General features: G+C 58.1%; 9 protein-coding genes. 4 read left to right on the forward strand and 5 right to left on the reverse strand.

The features are described 5' to 3' along the window. Positions 1-19: 19 nt before the first annotated feature. The 4 genes from bcsB to FCN80_RS07305 are packed head-to-tail and all read left to right on the forward strand — an operon-like array spanning position 20 to position 8,012. Complete coding sequence (bcsB, locus tag FCN80_RS07290) at positions 20-2,530, forward strand: cellulose biosynthesis cyclic di-GMP-binding regulatory protein BcsB (protein WP_136989469.1); 2,511 nt, start codon at positions 20-22, stop codon at positions 2,528-2,530. A gap of 57 nt (positions 2,531-2,587) precedes the next feature. Next, positions 2,588-6,490, forward strand: coding sequence for a cellulose biosynthesis protein BcsC (locus tag FCN80_RS07295; protein WP_136989471.1), 3,903 nt, complete (start codon positions 2,588-2,590; stop codon positions 6,488-6,490). An 11-nt stretch (positions 6,491-6,501) separates the two neighbouring features. Continuing rightward, complete coding sequence (bcsD, locus tag FCN80_RS07300) at positions 6,502-6,972, forward strand: cellulose biosynthesis protein BcsD (protein WP_170975337.1); 471 nt, start codon at positions 6,502-6,504, stop codon at positions 6,970-6,972. Positions 6,973-6,989: 17 nt separating this feature from the next. Beyond that, positions 6,990-8,012 (forward strand): family 8 glycosyl hydrolase, encoded by a 1,023-nt coding sequence (locus FCN80_RS07305; protein ID WP_136989475.1) that lies wholly within the window; start codon positions 6,990-6,992, stop codon positions 8,010-8,012. Between the two features lie 90 nt (positions 8,013-8,102). Here the strand turns inward: FCN80_RS07305 and dppF are convergent, their stop codons facing one another. The 5 genes from dppF to dppA all read right to left on the reverse strand — a co-directional run bounded on the left by dppF (position 8,103) and on the right by dppA (position 13,844). Next, a complete protein-coding gene (gene dppF, locus FCN80_RS07310; RefSeq protein ID WP_136989477.1) occupies positions 8,103-9,113 on the reverse strand; it encodes a dipeptide ABC transporter ATP-binding subunit DppF in 1,011 nt (336 codons plus the stop codon). Continuing rightward, positions 9,110-10,090, reverse strand: a complete 981-nt coding sequence (gene dppD / locus FCN80_RS07315; protein WP_136989478.1) for a dipeptide ABC transporter ATP-binding protein — start codon at positions 10,088-10,090, stop codon at positions 9,110-9,112. The genes dppF and dppD overlap by 4 nt, the downstream gene beginning before the upstream one ends. A 10-nt stretch (positions 10,091-10,100) precedes the next feature. Further along, entirely contained in the window at positions 10,101-11,003 is a 903-nt protein-coding gene (dppC, locus tag FCN80_RS07320; RefSeq protein ID WP_136989480.1) for a dipeptide ABC transporter permease DppC, read from the reverse strand. Positions 11,004-11,017: 14 nt separating this feature from the next. Continuing rightward, a complete protein-coding gene (gene dppB / locus FCN80_RS07325; RefSeq protein WP_136989482.1) occupies positions 11,018-12,037 on the reverse strand; it encodes a dipeptide ABC transporter permease DppB in 1,020 nt (339 codons plus the stop codon). A gap of 196 nt (positions 12,038-12,233) precedes the next feature. After that, a complete protein-coding gene (dppA, locus tag FCN80_RS07330; RefSeq protein WP_306767855.1) occupies positions 12,234-13,844 on the reverse strand; it encodes a dipeptide ABC transporter periplasmic-binding protein DppA in 1,611 nt (536 codons plus the stop codon). Between the last annotated feature and the right edge of the window lie 519 nt (positions 13,845-14,363).

A 14,363-nucleotide genomic window follows, 5' to 3' on the forward strand; every position in this document is an offset into this window, starting at 1 on the left:
AACACACGGAACCTATTAAATGCCATTGCGTATCGGGAAGATTGTTCTCTTTTTGACGGTGATGATTGTGGTGGAGGGATTCAGCCTGTCGGCCCCGGTGAAGGCGGCCTCGGACAGCTCCGCCCCCGCGTCGGCGAAACCGGTATACCGTTTGCCGCCCCTGCCGACGCCGGCCGGGATGCCGGCACGCGGCAATGGCGCGGCGGCCGCGTCGCCATCCACGGCCGATGGCGCGCCGCTCGGCAAGACCGCCGCCGCGCCGGCGACCGGCGACGGCTCATCAAAGGGTCTGCCGATGGATTTCCCCCCACCGGTCATCGGCGTCGCTTCACAGCAGCCCCCGGCCGGGCAGAATAACCAGAGCGCCGCCGGCCAATTAGCGCAACTCAATCCTCTTCGCGACGATACCATTACCGTCGCCGATATGGGTCAACCGAACGGCCTGACATTGAGCGGCGGACAGTTGCAATCGGGGATCATTTTCACCTTGCCGCGCGACCTGGTGGTCACGACCGCCCACTTGTCCCTGGCGCTGAAAGTCTCGCCGGAATTGGCCGCCCGCGATACCAGCCTGCGGCTGATGCTCAATGGCCAGGATCTCGGCAATGTCGCCCTTAGTCAGACCGGTTCTCCCGACAACAATATTTATCAGTTGGATATCCCCGCCGCCATGGTGGTGGGCAACAATAATCTCAGCTTCAGCGTCAACGATCAGAATACGCTGCAATGCGAGCGTAATCAGTCGGACAAATACTGGGTGACGATTCTTCCCACCAGCAGTATCCAGCTAAGCAGCCAGATACTGGACATCGGCCGCGATCTGGAGCATTTCCCCCGGCCGTTTTTCGATCCGCTGGCCATGCGCTCTTCATCGGTGGCATTTATCTTCGGCCAGACCGTCAAAGCGGAAGACGTCACCGCCGCCGCGATGCTGGCTTCCTATTTCGGCATCCTCTCCAATTATCGCAACGTCGACTTTCCGGTGCATATAAATGAATTGCCGGCGCAAAACGGCATCATCGTCGGCGCTCCCGGAGAGAAAATCGGCGATATTACGTTGCCGGACGTCACCGGACCGGCGCTGCAAATGATCGACAATCCCCTTAACCCGGTGTTCAAGCTACTGCTGGTGGTGGGACGCAATAGCATGGAGCTGCGCCAAGCCGCTTACCGGCTGATCTCGCCGCCGCCGCTCTCAGGGCAGGGACCGGTTACGGTGCCGAACGCCGCCATCCCTTTTCGTCGGCCTTATGACGCCCCGCGCTGGATCGATACCCGCAAACCGGTATTGCTCAAGGATCTGGCCCAGGGCGCGGAATCGCTTACCGTCAACGGCTTGTACCATGACGGTATCCGTATCGGCTTTCGCGCCGCGCCGGATTTGTTTTTGTGGGACGGCGATTTTATCCCGGTACAGATAGACTACCGGTTCCCCATTGAAAACTGGATCGATGAAGATCATTCGCTGTTGAGCGTGACCCTCAACGGCACATTTCTGCGCAACCTGCCGGTCAATAAACGGGGATTGCTGGAAACCGCCTGGCATAAACTCGGCGGTGATACCCGGCAAGAATCTTATCGCCTGCAATTGGCGCCATATCTTATTTACGGCGACAACCAGTTGGAGTTCTATTTCTCTATCAAGCCAAAGCCAAACGCGCCATGCAGCTTGCTCACCAGCAACAATATCAAAAGCCGCATCGATCCTGATTCGTTTATCGATCTCAGCCGAACGCACCACTTTACGTTGCTGCCAAACCTTTCCTATTACGTCGGGGCGGCATTTCCCTTCAGCCGCCTGGCGGATTTCTCTCAAACGGTGATGCTGCTGCCCGCCAAACCGGATGCCGGCGAAATCTCCACGTTACTGGCCATGGCCGCCCGCGCCGGCAATTCCACCGGTATTCCACTCAATCATGTGGACGTACAGCTGGGCTTGCGGGGAGACGAGGCCCAATTGGCGGATAAGGATATCCTGGTCGTTTCATCCCTCAAGCAAAACGGCTTTATCGATAATGTGCTGGCAGGTTCGCCGTTCATCTTGCGTAACGGGTTGCTTTCGGTGCGGGAAGAAACCTGGTCGGATACGCTCAAGGGGTACTTTACCGGCCGCTTTTTCCGCCAAAGCGTTGAAGCCGACCGTTATCTGGCCTCCACCGACGCCTGGCGAGGTTTCCTGAGTTTCGCCTCGCCCTGGGGCGGTAATCGGGTCGTGGTGATGGCGACCGGCACCGATAGCGATCAAGTGGCGTATTTGGACGCCGATCTGCGTTCGTCAAAGATTAACGCCGGTATACGCGGCGATATCGCGGTCATTAATGATGACAACGGGGTCAAGAGTTTCATCGTGGGCTCGCAGTCTCCCCGCGGCGAAATGCCCTGGTACATGATGATTATCTGGTACGCCAGCCAGCACATTATTCTGCTGTCGCTCTGCGCATTGCTGGTGGCGGGCGCGGTAGGCGCCAGTGTTTATGTTCTGTTGGCCCGGCATGCGGCCAAACGGCTGGCGAACAGCGCCAACAAATAAGAACGGGACGGATTTTTGTAAGACGGGCCATATGGGTGAGAGGAAAGGAAACGGGATATGAAATTCACATTCAGAACGCTGTGCCTGGCCGGCCTGTCTTTTTATTCCGCCGCGGCAATGGCGGCGGATAATAGCCCGGCCATTAACGCGCTGTTGCAACAGGCGACGTATTGGCATGACAAAGCCCATAATGATCTGGCGGAAGAATCGCTGCAAAAAATTCTGATGGTGGACGCCAATAACGCCGACGCGCTGTATTTGCTTACCCTCTACGCGTTGCAAAGCGGCAAAACGGCTCAGGCCCAGCAGTGGCGTCAAAGACTGGTGGCCGTTTCCCCCAACGATCCCCGGTTGCAAAATCTCGACAGCGCAAGTGTCATGCAGGCCATCTCGCCGGCTCAGTTGGCCGGCGCCCGGCAACTGGCGGCCCAGGGCAACGCCGCCCGGGCGATTGAAAGTTACCGGACCTTGTTCCAGGGCGATACCCCTCCCGACAGTCTGGCGGTGGAATATTACGATACCCTGGCCGGCATACCCGCCTCCCGACCACAGGCCATCGCCGGCCTACGGGATCGGTTGAGCCGGCAGCCCAACGACACTGCCGCGAAACTGGCGCTGGGCCGCATTCTCACTTATGACGAAAGCACCCGGCGTGAAGGCATTGGATTGCTGATGCCATTGGCGGCCAGCAATAAAAACGCCGATGCCGCATTGCGTCAGGCGTTAATCTGGATGGCGCCGAAACCGGAAGACAAGCCGGTCTATGACAGTTATATGCAGCGCCATCCCACGGACAGCGGCGTGCTCAGCCATTTTCAGCAGAGCGTCGGAGGCGTGGAGAAAGGGCAGGGCTATACCGCATTGAACAGCGGCAACCTCGCCGAGGCTCGTAGCCGCTTCGAAGCCGTGCTGACCAGTAACCCCAACGACGGCGACGCGCTGGCGGGGTTGGGCTATATCGCCATGCGCAACGGTGATTTTTCCGCGGCGGAGAACTACCTGAATCAGGCCGTGAAACAGGGCGGCCCGAACAGCGCCCAATGGGCGGCCCTTGCCAAGGACGCCCAATTTTACGGGCAACTGAATAAGGCCAAGGGCGCGGTATCCTCCGGCGATTTGAATAAGGCGCTCTCGCTTAGCGCGCCGCTGGCCCAGGCGGAAGGCCAGAAAGGGGTTTCGGCGGAACTGTTCCGCGCCGATGTTCAACGCCGAAGCCACGACCTGGGCGGCGCCGAACAAACTTACCGCGCCGCGCTGACGCAGGACAGCCAGAATGCCGATGCCAAATTGGGCCTTTACTATACCCTGCAACAGGAAAACAAAACCGCCGAAGCGCAGCAGATTCTCCGGACCATACCGGCGGACAAACGCCCAAAAGTGTATGTGGGCGTCAACGTGGATCCTTTGCGGCAACAGGCGGCCCGGGCGGTCGAAGCCAACGATCCGCAACGGGCGCTCAATTTGCTGCAACAGGCCTTGGAAAAGCAGCCGTCTAACATCTGGGTCAGATTGGATATGGCGCGCATTCTGCAAAAACAGGGCGACGGTACCCAGGCCCAGGCGTTGATGTCCGCCGCCAGTCAACCCGGCGCCCCGGCGGACAATTTATACGCGGCGGCGTTGTTCGCCGGCGAAAACCAGCGTTGGGCCGCCGCCTCGCAATTGCTGGCGGCCATTCCGGAAAATCGTCGCAATCGCCCCATGCGCGACCTGGCCGCCCGAATCCGTTTCAATGAACAAATGGATAACGCTGAACAATATATGCGCCAGGGTAACAATACCGCTGCGCTTAATACCTTACGCGCCCTGGCCCAAACCCCGCCTTCGGCGCCGGCGGATGTGGGCAATCTGGCTCAGGACCTGATGAAACTGGGCGACACCACGACCGCGGTGTCGTTGGTGCGCAATAATACCCGCGCCGGCATCAACGGCGCCGCCGGCGATTATGCGGCGCAAATCGGGGTATTGACCCAGGCCGGGCTCACCAGCGAGGCCAATGCCTTGCTGAACAATCCGCGGATCATCGCCGCCAGCACGCCGGCCGAGCTTAGCCGTATCCGGCAGGGTTCGGTGATAAACGAGGCGGATGATTTACGCAACCGCGGCCAATACGCCGCCGCCTACGACAAATTGATCGTCGCCCTGCAAAACGATCCGCAGAACACGGATTTGATGCTGGCCATGGCGCGGCTGTACCAATCAGGCAAGATGAACGAGCAGGCGATGCGGGTCTACGATTACGTCCTGACCCGCGAACCCGATAACCAAGGCGCGCGCGAGGGCGCGGCCAACGCCGCCCTGGCCCAAGGCGATATCGGCCGGGCCAAGCGGCTGGTGGACGGTATGCAGGGACCGCGCACCCCGAGCCGTTTGGTGTTGGAGGCCCGCATTGCCGAGGCGACAGGCGATCATCAGCAGGCCCTGGCGCTGCTGCGCTCGGCCAAGGGCCAGGCCATCGGTATGAGCGCCGCGGGCAGCGGCGGCGCGCCGATCATTGGCGGTCTCGAGACCGCCGACAATCCGTTTATCAATAAGAGCACGCCGGGGCCGGCACCGCGTAGCGCCTCAACCTACGGCGCCATTTTGCCGTGGCAACGCGCCGACACGACCACGCCATTGCCGTTGACCGCAACGCCGGCGCCCACGGATACGGCGGAGAATCAAACCCTCAAACAAATTAATCAGTTGCTTGATCAGGTACAGGATGAAACCGCCACCTGGGTGCAAGGCAATGTGGGCGTGCGCAGCCGGGACGGCGAAAGCGGTCTGAGCGACCTGACGGAAATCAAGGCGCCGCTGATGCTTTCCGGCGTGCCGTTCGGCAGTTCCCGGCTGGCGCTGACTGTGACCCCGGTCTCTTTGGATGCCGGTTCGCCATCGGGCACCGCCAGCAACCGCTTCGGCACCGGCGCGCTGCAACAGGCCCAGTTGGTGGAGGCGGCCACCGCCGCCGCCCAATCGTCGGCGAGTAGCAGCACCTCGACCACCACCACCTCGACCACCACCAATGCCGATGGTACGCAAAGTTCCACTACGACCACCACCACCTCGACCACCGATACCACCACCACGGTGAATCCCGACGATTATGTCGCCGATTCGCCCGGTTCCCAGCGGGCTTCGGGCGCCGAGGTCAATCTGGCGCTCAGTGGCGATAGCTATAAAGCCGATATCGGCACCACGCCGCTGGGCCAGGACCTGAACACTCTGGTGGGCGGCGTGCAGTGGTCCCCCAGCCTGACCAATTTCAGCAAGCTGACGTTTACCGCCGAACGCCGGCCGGTTACCGACAGCCTGTTGTCTTATGTCGGCACCCGCGACAAGATCAGCGGCAAAAACTGGGGCCAGGTGACGAAAAACGGCGGCAGCATCCAGTATTCCTACGATGACGGCGACGCCGGGATGTACGCCAACATCGGCGGCTACAGTTACCGGGGCAACAACATCCCCAGCAACACCGGCATTATCTCTTCGGCGGGATTCTATATGCGTCCCTATAAGGACAGTAACAGCGAATTGCGCAGCGGCGTCAATCTGACCTTTATGGATTACGATAAAAACCTGAGCTACTACAGTTACGGCCAGGGAGGCTATTTCAGCCCGCAAAATTATATCAGCGTTTCGTTGCCGCTGAACTACAGTCAAAAATACGACGAATGGGATCTGACGCTGGGCGGCTCGGTGGGCTACCAATCCTACACCCAGGACAAAACCGCCTATTTCCCGGGCAACAAGACGCTGCAAAGCGAACTGGAAGCCCTGGTGGCGGACGGTTATGCAACAACCGCCTATTATGACGCCCGCAGCGAGAACGGCGTGAGTTATAATCTGCATGCCAATGGCAGCTATAAAATCAATACCAACATGCTGGTGGGCGGTCAGGTCGGCTACGATACATTTGGTGATTATTCCGAAAGCACCGCGTTGGTCTATTTCAAATATTTATTGGGTGGTAATTGAGAATGCAGGATATGCTCCATACAGCGCCGGAATGGGATTACTACCGCCGCCGGCAATATCGTTCTGGCTGGCAGGATATGCTGGATATCATTTTCTCCGGCATCGCCGACAACGCCGGCGATGAGGACCGGCGGCAATTCCTCAACTTGATGGGCGCCAACCTGGCCCGGCGTTTCGCCCAGCCGCCCGTCGCCACCGTCGGCGAATTTGAGGATAAGCTCAATGCCTTATGGGCTGATTTCGACTGGGGGTTCGTGCGTCTGCATCCCACTGAAGACTCGCTGACGCTGACGCACCATGCTTTTCCGGCCGCCGCCGCGGGCGCGCGGGAAACGGAGTGGATAACCGGTCTGGCGGCCATTTTGGAAGGCGCTTACGCCGAGTGGCTGCGGCAACAGGGAGGGGCCGCCCATGTCGCGCTGCGCTGGCAGCAGGACGGCGCCGAGGGCGCCATGACATTCGGCTATCGCAACGGTCTCTAGTAAAGGAATATCGGGCTATGAATATTTTACGCCGTCTCGCGCCGTTGCTTGGTCTGGTTTTCGCACTGCTGGCCGGCGGGGTCCAGGCCGAAAGCGTCGGCTGGCACAATTACAAAAGCCGATTTCTGTTGCCCGATGGGCGAATCATCGATACCGGCAACCATAATATCAGCCACAGCGAAGGACAAGGCTATGCCATGCTCCTGGCGGTATTTAATGATGATCAAGCCACGTTCGACCGGCTGCTGAACTGGACCAACGCGCATTTGTACCGCAAGGATATCGGATTGTATTCCTGGCGCTACGACCCGGCCGGCACGCCGCCCGTCGCGGACATCAACACCGCCTCCGACGGCGACACCCTGATAGCCTGGGCGCTACTACAGGCGGGCCGGAAATGGCAGCAGCCGGCCTATACCGATGCTTCCGGCAAACTCCAGGCCGCCATCATCAAACACAATGTGATCAAATTCGCCGGCTATACCCTGCTGCTGCCGGGCACCACCGGTTTTAACCACACCAGTTCCGTCACGCTGAATCCGTCCTATTTCATCTTTCCGGCCTGGCAGGCGTTTTATCGGCAAAGCCACCTCAAAACCTGGGACGACCTTGCGGCCGACGGCTATAAACTATTGGCGCGGATGCGCTTCGGCGCCCCGCAACTGCCCACGGACTGGGTCACGCTTAACGCGGACAACACCCTGGCCCCGGCCGACCGCTGGCCGTCCCGTTTCAGTTTTGATGCGGTGCGAATTCCGCTTTACATCAACTGGGCGCAGCCGAAAAGCCTGGCGTTGGGGCCTTATGTGGCTTACTGGCGACAATTCGATCGGCTGAGCACCCCCGCCTGGGTGGACGTGCTCACGAATGAAAAGGCGAACTATATGCTGTCGCCGGGAATGCTGGCGATCCGTGATGCCATCATGGGCAATGCCGCGCAGGTCACGGGCAATATTTTGCCGCAGGAAGACTACTATTCCGCCAGCCTGCATTTGTTGACGTACTGGTCGCTAAAACAATCCGCCGGCGGCGGTGTTTGACGGGAACCGCCCCTTGTCCCGGCTGGCGGGCGGCAGCCGTTGGGGGGCGTAATCCGCCGCCGGCCGGCGGCGGCGAGCGGGAGCCGGCGCTTACCTGGTGTGCTGCTGTTCGTCCTGATCGACGGCGAAACAGGCCACCAGTTGCTCACCGTAGCGTTTTAATTGCGGTTGCAATTCGGTGCAAGCGCCGAAACGGCGGCGACAGCGGGTACTGAAAGCGCATCCCGGCGGCGGACTCAAGGGGCTTGGCAATTCGCCGGTCAGTTTAATGCGTTCGCGGCGCAAATCGGGATTCAACCGCGGCGTGGCCGACAACAGCGCCTGGGTGTAAGGGTGGCGCGGATTATCGAAAATCGCTGATTTGCTGCCCTTTTCCACGCAGCGTCCCAGGTACATCACCATCACTTCGTCGGCCAGGTGTTCAACCACCGACAGATCATGGGAGATGAAGACATAGGACAACCCCATATCCTGCTGCAAATCCATCATCAGGTTCAGCACCTGGGCCCGTACCGATACATCGAGCGCGGATACCGGCTCGTCGGCAATGACCACATCCGGGTCCAGCATCAAGCCGCGGGCGATGGCGATACGCTGGCGCTGGCCGCCGGAAAACATGTGCGGGTACCGCTCATAATATTCGGTGCGCAAACCGACCTTGGCCATCATCGTCAACGCTTTTTCGCGCCGTTCGGCCCGGCTCAGGCTGGTGTTGATTCGCAGCGGCTCTTCCAGAATCTGTCCTATCTTCTTACGCGGGTTCAGCGAGCCATAAGGGTTCTGAAACACAATCTGAATTTTCTGCCGGCGCAAATGCTCCGCGGTCCGGTCCGGTTTCAGCAAATCCTGCCCCAGATAATACAGCTCGCCCTCGGTGGGGGTTTCGATCATGGTCAGTAATCGGCCCAAGGTGGATTTACCGCAACCGGATTCCCCCACCACCGCCAGCGTCTTGCCGCGTTCCAGCGTGAAAGAAACGCCATCAAGGGCCTTCACCATGGTTTCCTTGGCGAACATTCCCTTTTTCACCGGATAGTATTTTTTCAAATCCACCGCGTGCAGCAAGGCGGTGGCTTTCGGATCGTAAACGGCTTCGCTCATCGGGTGGGTCTCCCCGCATCATCCAGCGGATAGTGGCATTTCGACTGACGATCGCTTAACGTCGCCAATTCCGGCTCGACTTTGCGGCAATGTTCGTTCGCATAGGGGCAGCGGGGATTAAGCAGACAGCCGGTGGGGCGATCATACTTACCGGGCACCATGCCGGGCAGCGAGGCCAGTCTAGACTTGTCGGCGGAGAATTCCGGCAGCGCGCGCAACAAGGCCTGGGTATAGGGATGGCGCGGCGCGCGGAAAATTTCCGACGCCTTGCCGGTTTCCACAACCTGGCCGGCGTACATGACGATGATATGGTGCGCCGCTTCCGCCACCAGCGCCAAGTCGTGGGTAATAAGCACCAGCGCCATATTTTCCTGCCGCTGTAAATCCAGCAACAGCTCAATAATCTGCGCCTGGATAGTGACGTCCAGCGCGGTGGTGGGTTCGTCGGCAATCAGCAATTTCGGCCGGCAGGCGATCGCCATGGCAATCATGACCCGCTGGCTCATGCCGCCCGATAATTGATGCGGATAGACGGCAAGGCGTGATTCCGGCGCCGGTATGCCCACCTGGGTGAGCAAATCGATGGCCCGCTGCCGGCGGGTGCGGCGGTTGCCGCCTTGATGCACCTTAATGGCTTCCATAATCTGATAGCCCACCGTATAGCAAGGGTTCAAGCTGGTCATGGGATCCTGGAAGATCATGGCGATATCGGCGCCGACCAATTGCCGACGCTCGCCTGCGGAAATTTTCTGCAAATCCCGTCCGTTGAACACCAGATTTTCCGCCATCACCCGGCCGGGAAAATCGATAAGGCCCATAACGGCCAGCGAACTCACCGACTTGCCGGAGCCGGATTCACCGACAATGCCCACGACCTGGCCTTGTTCAACCTGGTAACTGATGCGGTCAACGGCGCGAAACGGCGTTCCTTCATCGCCGAAATGCACCGAAAGTTTATCTATGGTTAATAACGCCATTGCGTCCTCGTTACTGCTTGAGTTTGGGGTCGAGCGCATCGCGCAGCCCGTCGCCCATTAAATTAAAGGCCAGAACAGTGAGCAGAATAGTGACGCCGGGGAAAGTCACCACCCACCAGGCGCTTTGGGCGAACTGCAACACGTCGGAAAGCATAGTGCCCCATTCCGGTGTCGGCGGCTGTGCGCCCATGCCCAAAAACCCCAGCGCCGCCATATCCAGAATAGCGTTGGAGAACCCCATAGACGCCTGCACAATCAATGGCGCCAGACAGTTGGGCAGGATATTGACGAACATTTGCCTCATGGAGCCGGCGCCGGCCACCCGGGAAGCCGTGACATAATCGCGGTTCACCTCGCCCAGCACCGCCGCGCGGGTGAGCCTGATATAATGGGGCAGCGCGACAAACGTCAGCGCCAACGAGGCGTTAACGATGGAGGGACCGAACATGGCCACCAGCACCAGGGCCAGCAGCAGACTAGGCAGCGCCAGCATAATATCCACCAGACGCATGATAACGACATCCACCAGACCGCCGATATACCCGGCCAGCAAGCCGAAAATCACGCCGAGAATCAGCGACAGGGAGACCACCAGGCAGCCCACCAGCAGCGACAGGCGAGCGCCGAACATCAGGCGGCTCAGGATATCCCGGCCCACATCATCGGTGCCGAGAATGAATTTCCAACTGCCGCCGTCCATCCAGACCGGCGGGCGCAACAAGGCGCTGCGGAACTGCTCGGCCGGACCGTGCGGCGCGATAAGCTCCGCACCCGCGGCAATGGTGAACATCAGCACGATATACACCAGGCCGATGACCGCGCCTTTGTTGCGCCGAAAATAATGCCAGAACTCCTGCAAAGGCGTCATGGGCTTGGGTGCGCCGGCGGCTACCGGCTCGGAAACTTCAGTCATTTTCTCTACTTCCCCTATTTCTTGTGGCGTATACGCGGATTAACCACGCCGTACAGCACATCCACCAGCAGGTTCACCACAATAATCAGGATTGCCACCAATAACACGCCGCCTTGCACCACCGGGTAATCCCGGCGCTGCAGCCCTTCTATTAGCCAACGGCCCAGACCCGGCCAGGAAAAGATGGTCTCGGTCAAAATCGCGCCCGCCAACAGTGTCCCGACCTGCAGGCCGATCACCGTCACCACCGGCAGCAACGCGTTACGCAGCGCATGGATGACGATGACCCGCAGACGACCCAGGCCCTTGGCGCGGGCGGTACGGATATAATCCTCGCTCAGCACTTCGAGCATCGAGGAACGGGTCATGCGCACAATCACCGCCAGCGGGATGGTGCCAAGCACAATGGCCGGCAATATGATATGTTCCAGCGCGTCGATAAAATCACCCGGCTCCCCCCAAATCAACGTATCGATCAGATAGAAGCCGGTCAGCGGCTTGGAGTCGTCAAGAAAAACCGTATCGCTTATTCGGCCTGATACCGGCGTCAGATTCCAGTGCACTGAAACCAGCATGATAAGCATCATGCCCCACCAGAAGATCGGCATCGAATAACCGGCCAGCGAAATACTGACCACGCTGTGATCGAACAGCGAACCGCGCTTGACCGCAGCCAGCACGCCGGCCGGAATACCCACGGCCAGCGCGAAAATCATCGCGCATATGCTCAATTCCAGCGTCGCCTTGAACCGGGGCACAAATTCCTGCCAAACCGGTATGCGGCTGTTGAGAGAAATGCCGAGATTACCGTGCAAAATGCCGATAACATAATTGATATATTGCTGATATAAAGGCTTATCAAGACCGAGCTGAGCCAGCATTTGCGCATGCCTCGCCGGGGACATGCCACGCTCGCCCGCCATGATCAACACCGGATCGCCGGGAATCAAATGGACGAATGCGAAGGTCAGCAGGGTAATGCCAATAAACGTCGGGATAACGAGTCCCAGACGTCGGAGTATGAACTGCAACATAGTCCGAACTCTCTGTTTCTGTATATAGTTTACCCGGCCGCTGGCGGCGACCGGGTTATTAAAGCGGACATCTTCAGGATCCCCCCGTTGGCCTCGCTGGCGCGACACCTTCTCCGATGCGGCATCGGAGAACATTCCCGTCCCCTCGCCGAAACGGAGGGGACTCCCTGAAGGGTTTTGGGGGGCTAAAAGGCCTTTACTCTAAAGATACGTTATCAAAGTGGTGTTTACCCAGCGGATCGACCACATACCCTTTCACTTCTTTACGCACCGGTTCGTAAACCGTTGAATGGGCGATGATCAACGCCGGAGCTTGATCGTGCATAATCACCTGGGCTTGTTTGTATAGCTCGGCGCGTTTGGCTTGATCCGATGTCGTGCGCGCTTGTTGGATCACGTCGTCGAACGGCTTGTAGCACCATTTGGAATAGTTGGAACCGTCTTTGGCGGCATCGCAACTGAACAGGGTGGCCAGGAAGTTGTCCGGATCCCCATTATCGCCGGTCCAGCCCATCATGACGGTCTGGTCTTCACCGGCTTTGGCGCGTTTGAGATATTCGCCCCACTCGTAGCTGACGATCTTGGCCTTGACGCCGATCTTAGCCCAATCGGCCTGGATCATTTCCGCCATGCGACGCGCGTTGGGGTTGTAGGGCCGTTGTACCGGCATCGCCCACAAATCAATGGTGAAACCATTGGGGAAGCCGGCTTCTTTCAGCAATTCCTTGGCCTTGGCCGGATCGTAGGGATAATCCTTCACCGCATCGTTGTAGCCCCACATGGTAGGCGGCAAGAGATTCTTGGCCGCCTGGCCGGCGCCCTGATACACGGCATCAATGATGGCGGCTTTGTTAACCGCCATGGTCAGCGCCTGGCGCACTTTCAGGTTATCCAGCGGCTTTTTCTCGACATTGAACGACAGGTAGCCCACATTCAAGCCGGGTTGTTCCATCAGGGTGATGTTCTTATCCTTCTTCATGCTGGCGATATCGGCCGGATTGGGATAAGGCATGACCTGGCATTCGTTTTTCTGCAGTTTGGCGTAACGAACGGAGGCGTCAGGCGTGATGGAGAAGACCAGGCGGTCGATTTTCGGCTTGGGACCCCAATATTTATCGAACGCCTTGTACAGGATACGGGAATCTTTCTGATACTGCAGCATTTGGAACGGACCGGTACCGATGGGATCCAGGTCAACTTTTTCCGGCGTGCCGGCTTTCATCATCTGATCGGCGTACTGGGCGGACAAAATGGAGGCGAAGTCCATGGCCATATCCGCCAGGAACGGCGCTTCCGGACGGGTCAGATTGAAGCGCACCGTATAATCGTCGACTTTATCGATACTGGCGATAATGTCGCCCATGCCCATGCCGTCGAAATATTCATAGTTGCCGCCGGAAACCTTATGATAGGGGGCTTTCGGGTCCAGCATGCGTTCAAAGGAGAAGATGACATCATCGGCGTTGAAATCGCGGGTCGGCTTGAAATCCTTGCTTTGTTGCCATTTGACGCCGTGGCGCAAATGGAAAGTATAGGTTTTACCGTCGGCGCTGATTTCCCATTTTTCCGCCAGGCTCGGAATGACTTCCGTGGTGCCCAGTTTGAAATCCACCAGCCGGTTGTAGATGGGTACGGAACTGGCGTCAAACGTGGTGCCCGATGTAAACAGTTGCGGATTGAACCCTTCCGGCGAGCCTTCCGAGCAATAAACCAGGGTCTTGGCCTGAACGCTGGCCGCCACAGCTAAAGCAGCCAGGCTAATGCCGACCTTCAGTATCCCTGATTTGGTCAGAGAAATTGTCATCATTTTGCTCCGTATATGTGATGTGATGTTGTGTGTTGTTTACGGCCAGACGCTGTTTTTTTTAAGGCTGCGGTCTGTGCGGTGCGCCTTGCGGCTTTCGAAAGAAAGGAGAGTGATGATAAACCGGCTTATCCGAAGAAAAGCGTCATTCGACACGCCGAATCTGCGGTCGCGTTTCAACGATCCCTTGCCCCCCTATCTTCCGAGGCTCTCAATTTTGCAACTGTTTGCCAAGACGTCAATATAACCCATAGGGATTTACACATTTTGTGAGATTCGACAAACGAACATAAACGTCGGCATTTTACACCAATTTACCCTATAATGACGGTGTTTTTAGCAAAAAATGCGATATTAGGCTTATTTACTGAAAATTTTCAGTTATAATCACTGTTTGAAAAGTAAAAAACTTTCTTTCCGAATGGCTAATATATGAACTGTTGTTCCAAAGATCGGGGTTAAAAACAGGTTAAAATGCTGTCATTCAATTAGGTTGTTTCGCAAATCAACACCCTTTTGCCT

This window comes from Martelella alba, assembly GCF_005217455.1.
GTDB lineage: Bacteria > Pseudomonadota > Gammaproteobacteria > Enterobacterales > Enterobacteriaceae > Acerihabitans.

Bases quoted from the DNA above. Each gene is read 5' to 3' on its own strand.
- FCN80_RS07305 (WP_136989475.1), top strand. From the start codon at position 6,990: ATGAATATTTTACGCCGTCTCGCGCCGTTGCTTGGTCTGGTTTTCGCA.
- dppF (WP_136989477.1), bottom strand. From the start codon at position 9,113: ATGAGCGAAGCCGTTTACGATCCGAAAGCCACCGCCTTGCTGCACGCG.
- dppC (WP_136989480.1), bottom strand. From the start codon at position 11,003: ATGACTGAAGTTTCCGAGCCGGTAGCCGCCGGCGCACCCAAGCCCATG.
- bcsD (WP_170975337.1), top strand. From the start codon at position 6,502: ATGCTCCATACAGCGCCGGAATGGGATTACTACCGCCGCCGGCAATAT.
- bcsB (WP_136989469.1), top strand. From the start codon at position 20: ATGCCATTGCGTATCGGGAAGATTGTTCTCTTTTTGACGGTGATGATT.
- dppA (WP_306767855.1), bottom strand. From the start codon at position 13,844: ATGATGACAATTTCTCTGACCAAATCAGGGATACTGAAGGTCGGCATT.
- FCN80_RS07295 (WP_136989471.1), top strand. From the start codon at position 2,588: ATGAAATTCACATTCAGAACGCTGTGCCTGGCCGGCCTGTCTTTTTAT.
- dppD (WP_136989478.1), bottom strand. From the start codon at position 10,090: ATGGCGTTATTAACCATAGATAAACTTTCGGTGCATTTCGGCGATGAA.
- dppB (WP_136989482.1), bottom strand. From the start codon at position 12,037: ATGTTGCAGTTCATACTCCGACGTCTGGGACTCGTTATCCCGACGTTT.